The following is a 17,643-nucleotide window of genomic DNA, read 5'->3' on the forward strand; positions in this document are numbered from 1 at the left end:
CCCGCTGCCGTCGAGCACGCCAACGGCTCAGCGACCGCGCGCGCCGTTGTATCTGGTGGATGCCAGCATCTACGTCTTCCGCGCCTGGCATTCGATGCCGGACGAGTTCCAGGATGCGCAGGGCTGGCCCACCAACGCCGTGCACGGTTTTGCACGCTTCCTGCTGGACCTGCTGGAGCGGCAGCGCCCCAAGCACATCGCCATCGCCTTCGACGAAGCGCTGGACAACGGCTACCGCAACCGGCTGTATCCCGCCTACAAGGCCAACCGCGATCCGGCCCCGGAAGCCCTGCGCCGGCAGTTCGTCCACTGCAAGGCCCTGTGCGCGGCCCTCGGCCTGCCGGTGATGGCGCACCATGATTACGAAGCCGACGACCTGATCGGCAGCGCCCTGCACGCCCATCGCAGCACCCACCACGGGTTGATCATCTCCGCAGACAAAGACCTGTCGCAGCTGTTGCTGGAGCAGGACGAGCAATGGGATTTCGCCCGCAACGTCCGCTGGGACATGCACGGCGTCAAAGGCCGACTGGGCGTGCATGCGCACCAGGTCGCCGATTACCTTGCGCTGTGCGGTGATGCGGTCGACAACATTCCCGGCATCACCGGCGTGGGCAGCAAGTCCGCTGCCGTGCTGCTGGCCCACTTCGGCAGCCTGGACGCCTTGTACGAGCGACTGGACGAAGTGCCGTTCCTGCGTCTGCGTGGCGCGGCCCAGATGGCGGTGCGACTGCGCGAGCAGCGCGAGCACGCCCTGCTGTGGCGGCAGCTGACCACCATCGCACTGGATGCACCACTGGACGGCACGGTCAGCGGCCTGTTGCGCGACGAGGTGGATCCACAGCTGCTTGACGGCCTGTGCAGCACGCTGCGCTTCGGCCCCTTGACCCGCCGGCGGCTGTTCGCCGTGGCCGGCCTCGGGGACACCAGCGCGCCAGCCCCTTACCCCACATCGAGCGAGTTCGCATGAGCCAGCGCACCACCGAAGCCCCTCGCGTCGTCTTCGAAGGCAAGTACCAGCGCATGGTCGTGCGCGGCACCTGGGAATACAGCGAGCGTACCCACGCCGGTGGTCTGGCTGCGATCATCATCGCGGTCACCCCGCAGGACACGGTGCTGTTCGTCGAGCAGTTCCGCGTGCCCCTGCAAGCCAGGACGATCGAAATGCCGGCCGGCCTGGTCGGTGACATCGACGCAGGTGAGTCCATTGAACTGTCCGCCGTGCGCGAGCTGGAAGAAGAAACCGGCTGGACGGCCGAGCATGCCGAGGTGCTGATGATCGGGCCGACGTCGTCCGGCGCGAGCAGCGAGAAGATCGCCTTCGTACGCGCTACCGGCCTGAGCCGGGTGGGTGTCGGCGGCGGCGATGACAGCGAGGACATCACCGTGCATGAGATCCCACGCGCCAACGCCGCTGCCTGGCTGGTGCAGAAGATCGGCGAAGGCTACGAGCTGGATGCCAAGCTGTGGGCGGGCCTGTGGATGATCGACCATCATCTGGATGGCACCCCGCGTGGCTGATGCCGATCTGCGCCACGCGCCGTCCCTGCTGGGCGCGGACGACCCGCCGGTGTTCGCCATCCACCGCCCGCAGGGCACATCGCCGTACGTGCTGCTGGCCGACCACGCCGGCCAGTGCGTGCCGCATGCATTGCGTGCACTGGGCCTGCCGCAGGCCGAGCTGGACCGGCACATCGGCTGGGACATCGGCATCGCCGGCACCACCCGTGCGCTGTCCGAACGGCTGGATGCCTGGGCCATCGAACAGACGTATTCGCGGCTGGTGATCGACTGCAACCGCCCGCTGACGTCCCCCACGCTGATGCCTGAAACCAGCGATCACACGGTGGTTCCGGGCAATGCGGCCCTGTACGCCGCCGAGCGGCAACAACGCATCGATGCCATCCACACGCCATACCATGCGCGCATCGACGACGAGCTGGACGCGCGGCGCGCCGCATCGCGCCCGACCCTGCTGGTGATGATGCACAGCTTCACCCCCAGGATGAACGGCGTGGAGCGGCCGTGGCATGCCGGCGTGCTGTACCACCGCGATACGCGCATGGCCGATGCGCTGTTGCACGCGCTGCGCGACGAGGACGACCTGGTGGTCGGTGACAACCAGCCGTACGCAGTGAGCAGCACCAGCGACTACGCCGTGCCTGTGCATGGCGAAGGCCGGGGCCTGCTGCACGTGGAACTGGAAATCCGCCAGGACCTGATCGCCGATACCGCCGGCCAGCGGGCATGGGCGGACAGGCTGGCGCGCATTTTCACCGCGCTGCAGCCGGTACTGCTCGGCTGATCCAATGCCTCGGCAACGACGGCCACGGGCCTTGGTAGTGACGGCCGGTGGCCGTCAGCCGCGGGTCCCATGACGGCCCACGTCCATCATCCCGTCATCGCGACGGACGCAGCCACAACGCCACCGCCACGCCCAGCAGCGCGAACAGCGCTGCACCGTACTGCGCAGTGATCAAGCCCTGCAGCGCCTCCACACTTGAACCGGCGGCACCAGCGGTGCGCCCGGCGTTGGCCGCCATCACCAGCACCGCCAGCCCCAGCGCCCCCCCGATCTGCTGGGCCGTGGCCGCCATGCCCGAGGCAACGCCCTGCTGCGCCGCCGGCACACCCTGCCCCGCGACAATCCACATCGCCGTCCAGGTCATGCCTTGGCCCAGGCTGAGCACGACGATGCCCGGCAGCAGTGCCCAGTAGGTCTGGCCATGCGGCAAGGCCAGCGCCACGCCGGCGATGCCGAGCGCGCCAGCGCCCATGCCAAGCGCGAGCACCTGCCGCGGTGAGCGTCGGCTGAGCATGCGTTCGGCCACGCTGATGCCGTAGGTGCATACCAGCGTGGGCAGCAGGAACGCCAACCCGGCCTGCAGCGGTGACCAGCCGTAGCCATCCTGGAAGTACAACGCAAGGAAGTAGTACTGCACGCCGAAGCTGCTCATGAACAACATCGTGAGCAGCATGGCCGCACGCAGGCTGCGCAGCCGCAGCAGCGCGAACTGCATCAACGGATCGCGGCTGCGCTTTTCAATCTGCACGAAGACCCACAGCAGGGCGACCGACAGCAGCAGGCACGCAAGCGTCAGCGGCGCCGTCCAGCCCCACTCGGGCCCCTGCACCAGCGTGGTCACCAGCAGGCTGCCGCCCAAGGTCACCGTCGCGCAGCCGGCCAGGTCGAAGGAGCGACCCGAGGGCACCGCCGCATCCTGCGGCAACCAGCGTCCCGCCAACCCGGCGCACGCCGCGGCGACGGGCACGATCACCAGCAGCACCGATGACCAGCCAAAGAACTGCGTCAGCACGCCTCCGAGCAACGTGCCCAGCGCGAGCCCCGCCGCGCTGGCCATGCTCCAGATCGCCAGCGCCCGGTTGCGCGCCGCGCCCTCGGCGTAGATCGTGTTGATCAGTGAGAGCGTGGCCGGGAACAGCAGGGCCGCACCGATGCCCTGCACCGCGCGGGCCGCGATCAACATGCCTGCGCTGCTGCTCAGCCCACCGACCAGTGAGGCCAGTGCGAACAGCGCCATGCCGATGCGATACAGGCGGCGACGCCCCAGCAGATCCGCCGCCCGCCCTCCCAGCAACAGGCAGCCGCCAAACGCCACGGTGTAGGCACTGACGATCCACTGCAACTGCTGCGCATTGATGTCCAGCTGGATGCCCATCTCATGCAACGCGACGAAGATGATCGTGGCATCCAGCGCGATGATCAGCTGGGCCATGGCCAGCAGGGTCAGCGCGAGACGGGGCGGAAACAGCGGGATACGTGGGTTCATGCCGATGGGGACTGCGGGGAGGTGCGCAGTCTCATTGATGACGCTCGACAAAGAAACCCCGATACTTCGATTTCTGTAATGCATACAGGCATCAATCAAAGGTCAGCGATGGATCTCAACGCCGTGCGCATGCTGGTGCAGGTCGCCGACGCCCGCAGCTTCACCGTGGCGGCGGGTCAGCTGGGCATCAGTCAGTCCGGGCTGTCGCGTGCGATCGGGCGGCTGGAAACGGAGCTTGGCGTGCGCCTGCTCAACCGCAACACGCGCAATGTCAGCCTGACACCGGATGGCCGTCAGTTCGTCGACCATTGCACGCCGTTGTTGTCCGGTCTGGAAGACGCTGAGCGGCGTTTGGGGGACCGCCCCTGCACGCCCTCCGGCATCCTCAAGCTCACCGCGCCGTCGATGTTCGGTCGCAAGGTGCTGGTGCCACTGGCGGGCAGGCTGATGGCCGAGCATCCGCTGCTGCAGTTCGAGCTGGTGCTCAACGATCGGCTGGTCGATCTGGTGGACGAGGGCTTCGATGCCGCACTGCGCACCGGGCCGATCAGCGATGTGCGCATGGTCGCTCGCCCCCTGCGTCCACTGCACTGGGTCACGGTGGCCGCGCCCGGTTACCTGGCCCGGCACGGCGCACCCGCCACCGTTGATGCGCTGCATGACCACGTGTGCCTGGCCGTGCGCAACCTGCGCAGCGGACGGCTGGTCGACTGGCAATTCCGCGAAGACGGCCGGCTGCGCGAATTCACCGCCCCGGCGCGGATGGTGTTCGACAGCGGCGACCCGCTGGTGGAAGCGGCAGTGGCCGGTGTGGGTATCGTGCAGGTGATGGATTTCGCGGTGGCCGATGCCTTGGCGGCCGGCACGCTGCAGCGCGTGCTGCAACCCTTTGAAGGACGCAGTCGTGCGCTGTCGCTGGTCTACCCGCCGTCGCGGCAGGCGTCACCGAAGCTGAAGGTGCTGGCTGATGCGTTGTTGGCCGGAGAGTGGTGACACGGGAATGGCCGGTGGGTGACGACCAGGTGCCGTCACCCAACCGGATGCAGGTTCACCCGCATCCGTTGACGGCCAGCGGCCGTCACTGCCGCGGCTGGCTCAGGCGAACGAATCCGTTGCCCGCACCAGCGCGTCCACGTTCTCGGCTTCGAACGCCGAGTGCCCCGATGCCGGGGTGATGTCCAGCTTGGCTTTCGGCCACACCTTGGTCAGGTCCCAGGCATTGGCCAGCGGGCACACCACGTCATAGCGGCCATGCACGATCACGCCCGGGATGTCGGCAATGCGATGCGCATCGCGCAGCAACTGGTCTTCCACCTCGAAGAAGCCACCGTTGACGAAGTAGTGGTTTTCGATGCGCGCGAAGGCCAGCGCGAACTGCGGATCTTCGTGGCTGTTGACGAAGTCGTCGTCCACGTGGAGGAAGCTGGTCGCACCCTCCCACACGCTCCACGCCTTGGCCGCCGCCAACCGGGTGGCTTCGTCGTCACTGGTCAGGCGGCGGTGGAACGCCGAGATCAGGTCATGCCGTTCAACGGCGGGGATGGGCTTGAGGTAGTGCTCCCATGCATCCGGGAACAGCCGGTTCGCGCCTTCCTGATAGAACCATTCCAGCTCCCACCGACGCAGCATGAAGATGCCGCGCAGCACCAGCTCGCTTACCTTGTCCGGATGGGTCTGAGCATAGGCCAGCGCCAGGGTGGAACCCCAGCTGCCGCCGAACACCTGCCACTTCTCGACGGACAGGTGCTCGCGCAGTTTTTCGATGTCCGCGACCAGGTCCCAAGTGGTGTTGTCCACCAGATCGGCGTGCGGCGTGGACCGGCCCGAGCCGCGCTGGTCGAACAGGATGATGCGGTACTTCGCCGGATCGTGGAAACGGCGCATCTTGTCGCTGCAGCCGCCACCGGGGCCGCCATGCAGCAGTACCACCGGCTTGCCGTCAGGGTTGCCGCACTGTTCGAAATACAGCGTGTGGCGGTCATCGACCTTCAGCGTGCCCTGGTCGTACGGGGCGATGTCGGGGTACAGCGTACGCATGTGTGCAACTCCATGGTGGTGCCCTGCGCGCGGCAGGAGAGCCTCCATTCTAGGCCGGTCGTCGACCCAGCGTGACCCGGTCGCGCTGCTCCAGGTCCTGTACGGTCTCCACCGCGTCCCACCCTGCCTGCTGAAGCAGCAAGCGGATGGCCGCGCCCTGGTCCCAGCCGTGTTCCAGCAGCAGCCAGCCACCTGCGTGCAGGTGCTGCATGGCACCGGCGACAAGGAGCCGGATGTCAGCCAGGCCATCTTCACCGGAGGCCAGCGCGGTGGCGGGTTCGAAGCGCAGATCACCCTGCTGCAGGTGGGGATCGTCGCTGCGGATGTAAGGCGGGTTGCTGGCGATCAGATCGAAGCGCTGGCCCTGCAGCGGTACCAGCCAGGATCCGTGGGCAAAGCGCACCGTGGTCAACGCATGGCGTTGGGCATTACGGGCGGCCACCGCCAACGCCGCCTCACTGAAGTCGGTCGCCAGCACCCGTGCGTTCGGCCGCTCGCTGGCCACGGCCAGGGCGATGGCGCCACTTCCCGTTCCCAGATCGGCCACCTCCAGTGGCCTGTCCAACGGCAAACGCGCCAGTGCCAGCTCGACCAGCAGCTCGGTTTCCGGACGCGGGATGAGGGTCGCCCCGTCAACGTCCAGATCCAGGGTCCAGAAGCCACGGCGTCCGGTCAGGTACGCCACCGGCTCACCCTCCGCGCGGCGCGCCACCAGCGCGCTGAACCGCGCGCGGTCAGCATCACCCAACGCATCGGCTGCGTGCGCGAACAGCCAGGAGCGGGCGCACTGCAGCGTATGCAGCAGCAACAGCTCCGCCTCGTGCCGGGCATCCGGACCGGACAGCCGAGCGGTGGCATCGGCAAGGACATCACGTACTGAAACCGGGGAAGACGCGCTCATCGGACTCAACCTGCAGGGGCGCGCAGCTTAGCCCAGCGTCTGCGACGCAATCAGCTCACCCAGCGCCACCCCGTCCTGCATGACCTGGGTGACGGGCCACCGCGTTCAGCTGCAGGTGGGGGTCTGAAATAAGCGCGACCTATCGACGAAGCCGGCATTGGACCTCAGGAGCGCCGTGCGACAAGGCTTTCCCGACGCTCCGGTGGGGTGAGCTTCATTACGATGCGCTGCTTTGATAGTCAATGCCTATTGAATAGATGCGATCAATGGATTGTCCTTATTGAATTGGAGCCGGTAATCTAGGCCCTGTCGATTCACCCAGTCCCCTTCACCCAAGAGGAATATCCATGTCCCTGATCAACACCCAGATCCAGCCGTTCGAAGCCAACGCTTACTTGAATGGCGAGTTCATCAAGGTTTCCGACAGCACGCTGAAGGGCCAGTGGTCCGTCCTGATCTTCATGCCGGCTGCTTTCACGTTCAACTGCCCGACCGAGATCGAAGACGCGGCGGATCATTACGCCGAGTTCCAGAAGGCCGGTGCCGAGGTCTACATCGTCACCACCGACTCGCACTTCGCCCACAAGATCTGGCACGAAACCTCGCCGGCCGTTGGCAAGGCCCAGTTCCCGCTGGTTGGCGACCCGACCCACCAGCTGACCAACGCCTTTGGCGTGCACATCCCGGAAGACGGCATGGCCCTGCGTGGCACGTTCGTGATCAATCCGGAAGGCGTGATCAAGACCATGGAGATCCACTCCAACGAGATCGCCCGTGACGTGTCCGAGACCCTGCGCAAGCTGAAGGCTGCCCAGTTCACCGCCGCCAACCCGAACCAGGTCTGCCCGGCCAAGTGGAAGGAAGGCGAGAAGACCCTGACCCCGTCGCTTGACCTGGTCGGCAAGATCTAAGCTGCCCCCTCGCTCCCATGCCCGCCCCGTGCGGGCGTGGGGGTGAACCCAAGACGCCGGCGCCAGCCACCGCCAGCCCCTTCCACAGGCGTCTTGGGTTCACCCCTACCCCTCGCTGGTCCGCTACCTTGTGCAGCGGCGCCACGCCCCCTGTTTGCCTGAAGCCAGGAGAAAACCATGTTGGATGCCAACCTGCAGTCGCAGCTGAAGACTTACCTGGAGCGCGTCACCCGCCCGATCCAGATCACCGCGCGCGTGGATGACGGTGCCAAGGCACAGGAAATGCTGGAACTGCTGACCACGCTGGACAGCCTGTCTGACAAGATCTCGCTGGACGTCCTGCGCGACGGCCAGGGCCGCGTGCCCTCGTTCGACCTGGGCAGCCCGGGCGAAGACATCCATGTGACCTTCGCCGGCCTGCCGATGGGCCACGAGTTCACCTCGCTGGTGCTTGCACTGCTGCAGGTGGGCGGTCACCCGTCCAAGGCGACGGCCGAGGTCATCGAGGCGGTGCGCAACCTGGAAGGCGAGTACAGGTTCGAAACGTATTTTTCGCTCTCCTGCCAGAACTGCCCCGATGTGGTGCAGGCGCTGAATCTTGCCGCAGTGCTCAATCCGCGCGTGCAGCACGTGGCCATCGACGGTGCGCTGTTCCAGGACGAAGTGGAGCAGCGACAGATCATGTCCGTGCCCACCGTGTATCTCAACGGTGAACTGTTCGACCAGGGCCGCATGACGCTGGAGCAGATCGTGGCGCGCCTGGATACCGGTGCTGCCAAGCGCGATGCGCAGAAGATCGCCGCCAAGGAAGCGTTTGATGTGCTGGTCGTCGGCGGCGGGCCGGCCGGTGCTGCAGCGGCGATCTATGCCGCGCGCAAGGGCATCCGCACCGGCGTGGCCGCAGAGCGTTTCGGCGGCCAGGTGCTGGACACCATGGCGATCGAGAACTTCATTTCGGTCAAGGAGACCGAGGGCCCCAAGCTGGCCATGGCCCTGGAACAGCACGTGCGCGAGTACGACGTGGACATCATGGACCTGCAGCGCGCGACTGGGCTGGTGGCCGCCGGCGACGACGGGCTGGTGCAGGTGCAGCTGGAAAATGGCGCCGTGCTGAAGTCGAAGTCGGTGATCCTGTCCACCGGCGCGCGCTGGCGGCAGATGAACGTCCCCGGCGAAGACCAGTACCGCAACAAAGGGGTCGCCTACTGCCCGCATTGCGATGGCCCGCTGTTCAAGGGCAAGCGTGTGGCGGTGGTCGGCGGTGGCAATTCCGGGGTCGAAGCGGCGATCGATCTGGCGGGCCTGGTCGCCCACGTCACCCTGCTGGAGTTCGACACCACCTTGCGTGCTGACGAGGTTCTGCAGCGCAAGCTGCGCAGCCTGGGCAACGTGACCGTGCTGACCAGCGCGCAGACCACCGAAGTGCTGGGTGATGGGCAGAAAGTGACCGGCCTTGTCTACAAGGACCGCATCGGCAACGATTCGCACCGGGTCGAGCTGGAAGGCATCTTCGTGCAGATAGGACTACTGCCCAATACGGAGTGGTTGGCCGACGCCATCGCCTTGTCACCGCGTGGCGAAATCGTCATCGATGATCGGGGCCAGACGAGTTTGCCCGGTGTGTTTGCTGCGGGAGACTGCACTACCGTACCGTACAAGCAGATCATCATCGCCATGGGCGCCGGATCGACGGCTGCACTCAGTGCTTTCGACCATCTGATCCGCTCGTCCGTGAGCAAGAGCAGCAGCACCGTTGCAGAAGCTGCCTGACAAAAGATCCCGGACCACCGGGACCGCACGTGTCCACTGGGTCAACCACGCCATCACCCGGTATCTATCCAATGAGGTCTCAGGATGAACCTACGTGATCTGAAATACCTGGTGGCGCTGGCGGAGCATCGTCACTTCGGCAAGGCCGCGGCGGCCTGCTTCGTCAGCCAGCCCACGCTGTCCACCCAGATACGCAAGCTGGAAGACGAGCTCGGGGTGTCGCTGGTGGAGCGCGCTCCCCGCAAAGTGATGCTGACACCCGCCGGCCACGACGCGGCAGCGCGCGCACGCGTGATCGTGGCCGAAGTAGAGCAGATGAAGGAGGCCGCGCGTCGCAGCCGCGACCCGGAGGCCGGTGCAGTGCGGCTGGGCATCTTCCCTACGCTCGGTCCGTACCTGCTGCCGCATGTCATCCCTCGCATCCGCGAGCGCTTCCCACAGCTTGAGCTGTTGCTGGTGGAAGAAAAAAGCGATGTCCTGCTGGCCCGACTGCGTGAAGGCAAACTGGATGCAGCACTGCTGGCGTTGCCGGTGCTGGACGATCAGCTGCATACCGAGTTCCTGTTCGAAGAACCGTTCCTGCTGGCGGTGTCCGCCCAGCATCCACTGGCGGGGCGCAAGCGGCTGGACGTGCAGGAACTGTCGGCCCAGCGCCTGCTGCTGCTTGAAGACGGGCACTGCCTGCGCGATCAGGCACTGGAAGTCTGCCGGCTGTTCGGCGCAAACGAAAAATCGGAGTTCCGCGCCACCAGCCTGGAGACGCTGCGGCAGATGGTCGCCGCGGATGTGGGCATCACCCTGCTGCCGACGCTGTCGGTCAAGCCACCGGTACCGCGATCGGACAACATCCGCCTGCTGGACCTGATCGGTGACAATCCGCCCAGCCGCCGCATTGCCATGGCGTGGCGGCGCAGCTCGGCGATGAGTGGGTTCCTGCAGCAGTTGGCGGATCAGTTCAAACACCTGCCCGCATCGCTGTTCGCGCTGGAGGACGGGGCGCCGCCTCCGCCACGCGGCATCGATCGCACCGCGCCGGCGCGGCTGGACTGAGCCGCAGCGGAACAGCGAAATCCCTGGAAGCGGTCAACGGGTCGATTCCCGCCCCGTTTGTCCCCACAATAGAACGAGGCGGCGCCATCCGGTGCCGCCTTTTGTATGGTCCCTTTCCAGGAGTACTGCATGACCACCGCCAGCGGCCTGCCGCCATCCATCACCGTTTCTTCCCACGATCTTGCCCGGCTGGAGGCCTTGCTGGACTCGCCTGCGGCGAGTGCACTGCCCACTGCCGCAGCGCTTTCAGAAGAGCTCACCCGCGCCAACGTGCTGCCGACGGCGGAAATGCCGGAAGGCATCGTCATGATGCATTCGCGGGTAGAGTGCGAAGATGAAACCTCCGGCGATACCCACGTACTGACCCTGGTGTACCCCCGCGAAGCCAATGTCGATGAGCACAAGGTCTCCGTGCTGGCGCCCGTTGGCACGGCGCTGCTGGGACTGGCGATCGGCCAGCGCATCGAGTGGGATGCCCCCGGTGGTCGCAAGTTGAAGCTGCGTGTCACCGCTGTCCACAACGACAAGCCCTGAAGAATCCCAGACCCTTTGGCCGCGCCCCACGCGCGCCCGCAACGATGGAGCTGCAATGAGCACCCCCCCGTCCAAACTTTCCCAGCTGCGCGAACTGTCTGTGGTGGTGGCCGACACCGGCGACTACGAGGCCATCAAGAAGCTGCGGCCAGTGGATTGCACGACCAATCCCACCCTGGTGAAGAAGGCGCTGGACCTGCCGGTCTATGCCACGTTGATCGAAGATGCGCTCAACTGGGGTCGGCAGCAGAGCGGCGAACGCGATGCGGTCGTCGATGCCGTCGCTGATCGGCTGACGGTGGGCGTGGGTACGCTGTTGAGCACCCTGGTGCCCGGTCGCGTGTCCACCGAAGTGGACGCCGACAAGTCGCATGACACCGAGGCGACCATCGCCAAGGCGCGTCGGTTCGTGCAGATGTACGCAGACGCCGGCGTGCCGCGCGAGAAGATCCTGATCAAGATCGCCGCCACCTGGGAAGGCATCGAAGCCGCCCGCGTGCTGCAGGCCGAAGGCATCGACTGCAACCTGACCCTGATCTTCAACCCGACCCAGGCGCTGGCCTGCAGCGAAGCGGGCGCGTTCCTGATTTCGCCCTTCGTCGGCCGTATCCTGGACTGGTACGTGGCCAATGGGCAGGCACCGGCCACCATCGACGAAGACCCGGGCGTGGTGTTCGTACGCGGCGTGTATGCCGAGTTCAAGCGCCGCGGCTCGTCGACCGTGGTGATGGGCGCCTCGTTCCGCTCGACCGCGCAGATCGAAGCACTGGCGGGCTGCGATCGCCTCACGATCTCGCCGGACCTGTTGGAAAAGCTGGATGCTGACCAGGGTGCGCTGGAGCGCAAGCTGGTCGCTGGTGCGACCGAATCGGTGAAGTCCACGCCGATCGACAGCGCGCGCTTTGCCGCTGATCTGGCCGCCGACCCGATGGCAACCGAGAAGCTTGCCACCGGCATCGACGCGTTCGCCAAGGATCTGGAAAGCCTGCGGGCGCGGATCCGCGCGGAGCTGTAATTGTGTCGGGCGGGTCGAACGGGTAAGCCCCCCTCGCGGCGGGCTGCTTTTTTTACATCCGGCGCTGGGCCAGGCGGTGGAGCTATGCGGGGGACGGCAAGAACTGCATCCATGCGTGCCTCGTTTCGCGCCATCCATGGCGCTCAACGCCCCCGCCCAGCCCCACCGCCCGGCCCCCTGACAGGTTCCGTGGCCGCCCGCCGCGTATGAAAAAAGAGAAAAGCGGTAGCGCCGACCCATGGTCGGCGAGCGCAGCGGGCCGTTGACGGGAACATTCCGCCGAGCATGGCTCGGCGCTACCAGGGCACCGCCCTGGACCCGCCGACGCCACAGCCCTGCAGCCGTTGACTTTGCCCTGGCTTGAAAAGCGTCAGGGTGCCGCGATGCCGGTACCGATCGGGCAGCTCACACCGGTACCGCCGATGCCGCAGTAGCCGTTCGGGTTCTTCGCCAGGTACTGCTGGTGGTAGTCCTCGGCGTAGTAGTACTCCGGTGCCGGATACACGATCTCGGTGGTGATGGGGCGGTAGCCGGCCTCCTTCAGATGCACGCCATAGACCTCTTCGCTGGCCAGCGCCGCCGCGTACTCGCCCTCGGTCAGGCAGTGGATGGCCGAGCGGTACTGGGTGCCGGTGTCGTTGCCCTGACGCATGCCCTGGGTGGGGTCGTGGCTTTCCCAGAACACCTGCAGCAGCTGCTCCACGGTGATCAGTTTCGGGTCGTACACCACCTCGACGATCTCGGTATGGCCGGTCAGACCCGAACAGACCTCCTCATAGGTGGGGTTCGGCGTCACCCCGCCGGCGTAGCCCACCGAGGTGCTGTACACCCCGGGCAGGGTCCAGAACTTCCGCTCGGCACCCCAGAAGCAGCCCATGGCAAAGCGGATCCGCTCGTATCCCGCGAAGCGATCCTTCAGCGGATGACTGTTCACGAAGTGCTGGTTGTTCTGCAGTGCCAAGGGCTGATCGCGCCCGGGCAGCGCCTCTTCCGCACGCGGCAGACGCTGCTTGAAGGCGCCGATACCGAGAATCCCGTTGCCAAGTCCCAACATGCTGTGCTCCTAGGCCGGCTGGCCGGCAAGATCGTCTGTGTCTGAAATGGGGTCGTCCGGGCCGTGGCCCAAGTCCAACCCGGCCATCACGGCTTCTGCCTCCGCACGGGCGGCGTCGGGGATGGCGACGCGCAGCACGCCGAACAACGGCAGCTCGCCCATGCCGCCCAACAACGACTCGCCGAAGACGAACGCGGGGATACCGGCGTCCTCCAGCGCATGCTTGGCCAGGTGGGCATCAAACAGGTTGTCGGCCTTGTACACGATGTGCATGGACATTTCCTTGGATGACTGTCATCGAGCATACGCTTGCGGCATGAACGGGCCTGTGGTCCTGTCCAGCAGCCCCAGGACGGACACCCCGCGGGCAGCTGGAGCGCTGACACGCTAGACTGGCGGTCTTTCTGCCCTTGATTGCCGCATCATGTCCGAGCACACCCCTGCCAGCCCCGAAACCCCCACCGACGGCACCGAGAAGCGCGATTTCATCCGCCAGATCGTGCGCGAGGACCTGGCCAGCGGCAAGCACCAGGCAATCAAGACCCGCTTCCCGCCGGAACCCAATGGCTACCTGCACATCGGCCATGCCAAGTCGATCTGCCTGAACTTCGGCATCGCCGGCGAGTTCGGCGGTGTGTGCAACCTGCGTTTCGACGACACCAACCCGGCCAAGGAAGACCCGGAGTACGTGGCCGCGATCCAAGACGACGTGCGCTGGCTTGGATTCGAGTGGAACGAGCTGCGCCACGCCTCGGACTACTTCGAGGCCTACTACCTGGCGGCGCAGAAGCTGATCCGCGACGGCAAGGCCTACGTCTGCGACCTGTCGGCCGAGGAAGTGCGCGCCTACCGCGGCACCCTGACCGAGCCGGGCCGCCCGTCGCCTTTCCGGGATCGCAGCGTGGAAGAGAACCTGGATCTGTTTGCCCGCATGCGCGCCGGCGAGTTCCCGGATGGGGCCCGCACCGTGCGCGCGAAGATCGACATGGCCAGTGGCAACATCAACCTGCGCGATCCGGCCCTGTACCGCATCAAGCACGTCGAACACCAGAACACCGGCAATGCCTGGCCGATCTACCCCATGTACGACTTCGCACATGCGCTGGGCGATTCGCTGGAAGGCATCACCCATTCGCTGTGCACGCTGGAATTCGAAGACCACCGCCCGCTGTACGACTGGTGCGTGGATCATGTGGACTTTGCCCATGACGATGCGCTGACCGCCCCGCTGGCTGCGGCCGGGCTGCCACGCGAAGCCGCCAAGCCCCGTCAGATCGAGTTCTCCCGCCTCAACATCAACTACACCGTGATGAGCAAGCGCAAGCTGATGGCGCTGGTCACCGAGCAGCTGGTGGATGGCTGGGACGATCCGCGCATGCCGACCCTGCAGGGCCTGCGTCGCCGTGGCTATACCCCGGCGGCGATGCGCCTGTTCGCCGAGCGCGTGGGTATCAGCAAGCAGAACTCGCTGATCGATTTCAGCGTGCTGGAAGGTGCCCTGCGCGAGGACCTGGACAGCGCGGCCGCTCGCCGCATGGCGGTGATCGATCCGATCAAGCTGGTGTTGACCAACCTGTCCGACGGGCACGAAGAGACGCTGACCTTCAGCAACCACCCGAAGGATGAGTCCTTCGGCAGCCGCGAGGTGCCGTTTGCCCGTGAGCTGTGGATCGAGCGCGACGACTTCGCCGAAGTGCCGCCGAAGGGCTTCAAGCGCCTGCTGCCGGGTGGTGAAGTGCGCCTGCGCGGCGCTGGCATCATCCGCTGCGATGAAGTGATCAAGGACGCCGACGGCGCTATCACCGAGCTGCGCGGCTGGCTGGATCCGGAGTCGCGCCCCGGCATGGAAGGCGCCAACCGCAAGGTCAAGGGCACCATCCACTGGGTCAGCGCAGCGCATGCGGTGCCGGCCGAAGTCCGCCTGTACGATCGGCTGTTCTCGGTACCCAACCCCGATGACGAGTCGGAGGGCAAGACGTACCGTGACTACCTGAACCCCGAATCGCGTCGCACCGTCACCGGCTATGTCGAACCCGCCGCTGCCAGCGCCACGCCGGAACAGTCGTTCCAGTTCGAGCGCACCGGCTACTTCGTCGCTGACCGGCGTGACCACACAGCGGCCAAGCCGGTGTTCAACCGCAGCGTGACCCTGCGCGACACCTGGTCGGCCTGACACCACCGACGTCCGTGCGCGCGGCCACCACCGCGCGCCCTTGCCGCCGCCCCTGCCCGCCCGCTTCATCGGACGCGGGCTACACTGCGCGCGGCTGTTGTTGTGTTCCACCCCCGTAACCCGATGAGAGGCACCCCGCGATGCTGTATGCGCAAGTCCACCTGACCCTTCCCGCCTGGATCCATGACCAGATCGACCTGGATCAGCGCTATCCGGGCGACGAAGCCAAGGTCGCACTGGCCATCACACTGTCCCGGTTGAATGTCGATCATGCCAGCGGCGGCCCCTTCGGTGCGGTGGTGTTTGGCCCGGATGACAAGGTGATCGCCGCCGGGGTGAACCGCGTGATGCCGCACAACACGTCGCTGGCGCACGCCGAGAACATGGCCTACATGCTGGCCCAGCAGCGCCTGCAGACGCCGCGCCTGAACGATGTGCTGTCGCCGATCATGCTCGCCACGTCCTCGCAACCCTGCTGCCAGTGTTACGGCGCTACGGTGTGGGCCGGCATCGATCGCCTGCTGATCGGCGCCAGCGCGGCCGACGTGGAAGAACTGACGCCCTTCGACGAAGGCCCGCTGCCGGCCGACTGGGTGGGCGAACTCAACAAGCGCGGTATCGAGGTGGTGCAGGGCCTCAACCGCGACGACGCGCGCGACGTGCTGCGCGCTTACGGAGAAGCCGATGGCGCACGCTACTGAAGCAGGCAATACCGCACCAGGCGTCGGCCTGCTGTGTCTGTGCCGGCAGGGCTTCGAGCCCGAGCTGGCGGCCGAACTGTCCGCACGCGCAGGCGAATTCGGCTTCGCCGGTTATGCCCGTACCCAGCGCAATGATGGCTATGTCCTTTTCATGTGCGACGAAGCCGCCGCACTCAGTCGGATGCTGTCCTGGCGCGAGTTGATTTTCGCGCGGCAGAAGCTGGTCGTATTGGCCGAGCTGCCGCAGTTGGATGCAGCCGACCGCATCACGCCGATGCTGGCGGTGCTGGGCGATGCACCTCGCTTTGGCGACCTGTGGGTGGAGCATCCGGATTCGGATGCGGGCAAGCCGCTGTCGGGCCTGTCGCGCGCGTTCGCCAACGCGCTGCGCCCCGCCCTGCGCAAGGCCGGCAAGCTGACCGACAAACCCAACGAGAAACTGCCACGCCTGCACGTGGTCTTCGTCGATGGCACCCATGCCTTCGTGTGCACGGCGTCACCCGCCGACAGCGCACCGTGGGCGCTGGGCATTCCCCGCCTGAAGCTGCTGCCCGACGCGCCGTCGCGTTCTGCGCTGAAGCTGGAAGAAGCCCTGCTCACCCTGCTGACACCCGAGGAGCGCGAGGCGCTGATGAAGCCAGGCATGCGTGCCGCCGACCTGGGCGCCGCTCCGGGTGGCTGGACGTGGGTGCTCACCCGCCAACACCTGAAGGTGCTAAGCATCGATAACGGTCCACTGCGCCAGCATGTGCTGGATACCGGCCTGGTCGAGCACCTGCGTGCCGACGGTTTCCATTGGCAGCCCGAACAGTCGCTGGACTGGATGGTCTGCGACATGGTCGAGCAGCCGCGACGCGTGGCCGAGCGCATGGCCACCTGGTTCCGCGAAGGCTGGTGCAAGCATGCGATCTTCAACCTCAAGCTGCCGATGAAGAAGCGCTGGGACGAAACCCGCCTGTGCCTGGACCTGTTCGAACAACAGGCGGGCAAGTCACTGGTCGTGCGCGCCAAGCAGCTCTATCACGACCGCGAAGAGATCACCGTGCTGGCCTCGCCACTGCGCTGATCCCTCCGCTCTTGCCGGCACTCCCGGTAGCGCCGAGCCATGCTCGGCGCTTCGTGCCAAGGATCGAGGTTGGCGAGTATCCGGGTCAAGAAAGGTACGGCGCCATCCGCTGCGCGTTGAGGATTTCACTGCGCACCGCGACCAAGGACCGGATCACCATGCGCGCAGCTTCGCTGCGGACATCGACCAGGAGCTCGTCCGACCCGCTGTACTCTTCCGTACCCGACAGCCAGCTGTTGCGCCAGGCTTGGCTCAGCTCATGTTCCTGCGCGGCGTATGCATTCTCGATGACATTGAGGCTCGATCTCAGATCCGACCTCGTGCAATCGCATCGCGCGTCATCGACCAGCCAGCCCTCGATTCGCGTACATGCCTGTTCTGCCGCGATCGATGGCCATATCTCACGTTGCCGCGCGTCTTTTACCTGTCGCAGTACGTCGCGCAGGCCGCCGACCAGGGCGGTCGATTCCGGCACGGGCGGCGATCTCGGGCGCAGGCCCACACACGACAAAAGCGCATCGATGAACCGGGTGCATTGATTTTCCTCGCGCGGGCGCTGCGCAGGCACTGAACGGCTTCGCTTCCGCAAGCCAGTGGGAAGGGCGATGGACGAGGCGATCTTCATGTCATCAGCGTCTGT

Annotated in this window: 18 protein-coding genes; 12 read left to right on the forward strand and 6 right to left on the reverse strand. The window is 66.1% G+C overall.

Annotated features, from left to right (window positions below):
- Positions 1 to 4: 4 nt before the first annotated feature.
- Genes ICJ04_RS15155 through ICJ04_RS15165 form a run of 3 tightly spaced genes read left to right on the forward strand, consistent with a single transcriptional unit; the run spans position 5 to position 2,305 of the window.
- The gene (locus ICJ04_RS15155; RefSeq protein WP_188327363.1) at positions 5 to 970 is read left to right on the forward strand and encodes a 5'-3' exonuclease H3TH domain-containing protein; all 966 of its coding nucleotides are present in this window, start codon (positions 5 to 7) and stop codon (positions 968 to 970) included.
- Positions 967 to 1,521 carry an NUDIX hydrolase gene (locus tag ICJ04_RS15160; RefSeq protein ID WP_188325003.1) on the forward strand — a complete coding sequence of 185 codons (555 nt, stop codon included), beginning with the start codon at positions 967 to 969 and terminating at the stop codon, positions 1,519 to 1,521. Before ICJ04_RS15155 ends, ICJ04_RS15160 begins: the two co-directional genes overlap by 4 nt.
- Positions 1,514 to 2,305, forward strand: a complete 792-nt coding sequence (locus tag ICJ04_RS15165) for an N-formylglutamate amidohydrolase (RefSeq protein ID WP_188325004.1) — start codon at positions 1,514 to 1,516, stop codon at positions 2,303 to 2,305. The genes ICJ04_RS15160 and ICJ04_RS15165 overlap by 8 nt, the downstream gene beginning before the upstream one ends.
- Positions 2,306 to 2,399: 94 nt before the next feature.
- Here ICJ04_RS15165 and ICJ04_RS15170 read toward each other — a convergent pair whose 3' ends face one another.
- A complete protein-coding gene (locus ICJ04_RS15170; RefSeq protein ID WP_188325005.1) occupies positions 2,400 to 3,791 on the reverse strand; it encodes an MFS transporter in 1,392 nt (463 codons plus the stop codon).
- 108 nt (positions 3,792 to 3,899) lie between these two features.
- On the opposite strand from ICJ04_RS15170, the gene ICJ04_RS15175 reads away from it, so the two are divergent.
- Positions 3,900 to 4,784, forward strand: a complete 885-nt coding sequence (locus ICJ04_RS15175) for a LysR family transcriptional regulator (protein ID WP_188325006.1) — start codon at positions 3,900 to 3,902, stop codon at positions 4,782 to 4,784.
- 102 nt (positions 4,785 to 4,886) lie between these two features.
- On the opposite strand, the gene pip is transcribed toward ICJ04_RS15175, so the two are convergent.
- Both pip and prmC read right to left on the reverse strand, forming a co-directional pair.
- Positions 4,887 to 5,828 carry a prolyl aminopeptidase gene (gene pip, locus ICJ04_RS15180; RefSeq protein WP_188325007.1) on the reverse strand — a complete coding sequence of 314 codons (942 nt, stop codon included), beginning with the start codon at positions 5,826 to 5,828 and terminating at the stop codon, positions 4,887 to 4,889.
- Between the two features lie 49 nt (positions 5,829 to 5,877).
- Positions 5,878 to 6,729 (reverse strand): peptide chain release factor N(5)-glutamine methyltransferase, encoded by an 852-nt coding sequence (prmC, locus tag ICJ04_RS15185; protein WP_188325008.1) that lies wholly within the window; start codon positions 6,727 to 6,729, stop codon positions 5,878 to 5,880.
- Positions 6,730 to 7,076: 347 nt separating this feature from the next.
- Here prmC and ahpC point away from each other — a divergent pair, with 347 nt between their 5' ends.
- The 5 genes from ahpC (at position 7,077) to ICJ04_RS15210 (ending at position 12,009) form a co-directional block, all read left to right on the forward strand.
- On the forward strand, positions 7,077 to 7,640 hold the full coding sequence (gene ahpC, locus ICJ04_RS15190) for an alkyl hydroperoxide reductase subunit C (RefSeq protein WP_188325009.1): 564 nt from the start codon (positions 7,077 to 7,079) through the stop codon (positions 7,638 to 7,640).
- 177 nt (positions 7,641 to 7,817) lie between these two features.
- Positions 7,818 to 9,410, forward strand: a complete 1,593-nt coding sequence (ahpF, locus tag ICJ04_RS15195; RefSeq protein WP_188325010.1) for an alkyl hydroperoxide reductase subunit F — start codon at positions 7,818 to 7,820, stop codon at positions 9,408 to 9,410.
- 84 nt (positions 9,411 to 9,494) lie between these two features.
- Entirely contained in the window at positions 9,495 to 10,460 is a 966-nt protein-coding gene (locus ICJ04_RS15200) for a LysR substrate-binding domain-containing protein (protein ID WP_188325011.1), read from the forward strand.
- A 129-nt stretch (positions 10,461 to 10,589) separates the two neighbouring features.
- Positions 10,590 to 10,994, forward strand: coding sequence for a nucleoside diphosphate kinase regulator (gene rnk, locus ICJ04_RS15205; RefSeq protein WP_188325012.1), 405 nt, complete (start codon positions 10,590 to 10,592; stop codon positions 10,992 to 10,994).
- A 55-nt stretch (positions 10,995 to 11,049) separates the two neighbouring features.
- A complete protein-coding gene (locus ICJ04_RS15210) occupies positions 11,050 to 12,009 on the forward strand; it encodes a transaldolase (RefSeq protein WP_188325013.1) in 960 nt (319 codons plus the stop codon).
- Positions 12,010 to 12,379: 370 nt separating this feature from the next.
- Here ICJ04_RS15210 and msrA read toward each other — a convergent pair whose 3' ends face one another.
- Positions 12,380 to 13,063 (reverse strand): peptide-methionine (S)-S-oxide reductase MsrA, encoded by a 684-nt coding sequence (gene msrA / locus ICJ04_RS15215; RefSeq protein WP_188325014.1) that lies wholly within the window; start codon positions 13,061 to 13,063, stop codon positions 12,380 to 12,382.
- Between the two features lie 9 nt (positions 13,064 to 13,072).
- The gene (locus tag ICJ04_RS15220) at positions 13,073 to 13,336 is read right to left on the reverse strand and encodes a DUF2007 domain-containing protein (protein ID WP_188325015.1); all 264 of its coding nucleotides are present in this window, start codon (positions 13,334 to 13,336) and stop codon (positions 13,073 to 13,075) included.
- Positions 13,337 to 13,487: 151 nt separating this feature from the next.
- Here ICJ04_RS15220 and ICJ04_RS15225 point away from each other — a divergent pair, with 151 nt between their 5' ends.
- The 3 genes from ICJ04_RS15225 (at position 13,488) to rlmM (ending at position 17,003) form a co-directional block, all read left to right on the forward strand.
- Positions 13,488 to 15,236: a glutamine--tRNA ligase/YqeY domain fusion protein gene (locus ICJ04_RS15225; protein WP_188325016.1), complete on the forward strand. Its 1,749-nt coding sequence runs from the start codon at positions 13,488 to 13,490 to the stop codon at positions 15,234 to 15,236.
- Between the two features lie 140 nt (positions 15,237 to 15,376).
- On the forward strand, positions 15,377 to 15,937 hold the full coding sequence (locus tag ICJ04_RS15230) for a nucleoside deaminase (protein WP_188325017.1): 561 nt from the start codon (positions 15,377 to 15,379) through the stop codon (positions 15,935 to 15,937).
- Positions 15,921 to 17,003, forward strand: a complete 1,083-nt coding sequence (gene rlmM / locus ICJ04_RS15235) for a 23S rRNA (cytidine(2498)-2'-O)-methyltransferase RlmM (protein WP_188325018.1) — start codon at positions 15,921 to 15,923, stop codon at positions 17,001 to 17,003. The genes ICJ04_RS15230 and rlmM overlap by 17 nt, the downstream gene beginning before the upstream one ends.
- An 85-nt stretch (positions 17,004 to 17,088) precedes the next feature.
- Here the strand turns inward: rlmM and ICJ04_RS15240 are convergent, their stop codons facing one another.
- Positions 17,089 to 17,628, reverse strand: a complete 540-nt coding sequence (locus ICJ04_RS15240; protein ID WP_188325019.1) for a hypothetical protein — start codon at positions 17,626 to 17,628, stop codon at positions 17,089 to 17,091.
- Positions 17,629 to 17,643: the final 15 nt, after the last annotated feature.

The sequence above is a fragment of the Stenotrophomonas sp. 169 genome (assembly GCF_014621775.1).
In the GTDB taxonomy this organism is placed as follows: Bacteria; Pseudomonadota; Gammaproteobacteria; order Xanthomonadales; family Xanthomonadaceae; genus Stenotrophomonas.

Coding starts and splice junctions, on each gene's coding strand:
- ICJ04_RS15160 (WP_188325003.1), top strand. CDS start 967: ATGAGCCAGCGCACCACCGAAGCCCCTCGCGTCGTCTTCGAAGGCAAG.
- ICJ04_RS15170 (WP_188325005.1), bottom strand. CDS start 3,791: ATGAACCCACGTATCCCGCTGTTTCCGCCCCGTCTCGCGCTGACCCTG.
- ICJ04_RS15175 (WP_188325006.1), top strand. CDS start 3,900: ATGGATCTCAACGCCGTGCGCATGCTGGTGCAGGTCGCCGACGCCCGC.
- pip (WP_188325007.1), bottom strand. CDS start 5,828: ATGCGTACGCTGTACCCCGACATCGCCCCGTACGACCAGGGCACGCTG.
- prmC (WP_188325008.1), bottom strand. CDS start 6,729: ATGAGCGCGTCTTCCCCGGTTTCAGTACGTGATGTCCTTGCCGATGCC.
- ahpC (WP_188325009.1), top strand. CDS start 7,077: ATGTCCCTGATCAACACCCAGATCCAGCCGTTCGAAGCCAACGCTTAC.
- ahpF (WP_188325010.1), top strand. CDS start 7,818: ATGTTGGATGCCAACCTGCAGTCGCAGCTGAAGACTTACCTGGAGCGC.
- ICJ04_RS15200 (WP_188325011.1), top strand. CDS start 9,495: ATGAACCTACGTGATCTGAAATACCTGGTGGCGCTGGCGGAGCATCGT.
- rnk (WP_188325012.1), top strand. CDS start 10,590: ATGACCACCGCCAGCGGCCTGCCGCCATCCATCACCGTTTCTTCCCAC.
- ICJ04_RS15210 (WP_188325013.1), top strand. CDS start 11,050: ATGAGCACCCCCCCGTCCAAACTTTCCCAGCTGCGCGAACTGTCTGTG.
- msrA (WP_188325014.1), bottom strand. CDS start 13,063: ATGTTGGGACTTGGCAACGGGATTCTCGGTATCGGCGCCTTCAAGCAG.
- ICJ04_RS15220 (WP_188325015.1), bottom strand. CDS start 13,336: ATGCACATCGTGTACAAGGCCGACAACCTGTTTGATGCCCACCTGGCC.
- ICJ04_RS15225 (WP_188325016.1), top strand. CDS start 13,488: ATGTCCGAGCACACCCCTGCCAGCCCCGAAACCCCCACCGACGGCACC.
- ICJ04_RS15230 (WP_188325017.1), top strand. CDS start 15,377: ATGCTGTATGCGCAAGTCCACCTGACCCTTCCCGCCTGGATCCATGAC.
- rlmM (WP_188325018.1), top strand. CDS start 15,921: ATGGCGCACGCTACTGAAGCAGGCAATACCGCACCAGGCGTCGGCCTG.
- ICJ04_RS15240 (WP_188325019.1), bottom strand. CDS start 17,628: ATGAAGATCGCCTCGTCCATCGCCCTTCCCACTGGCTTGCGGAAGCGA.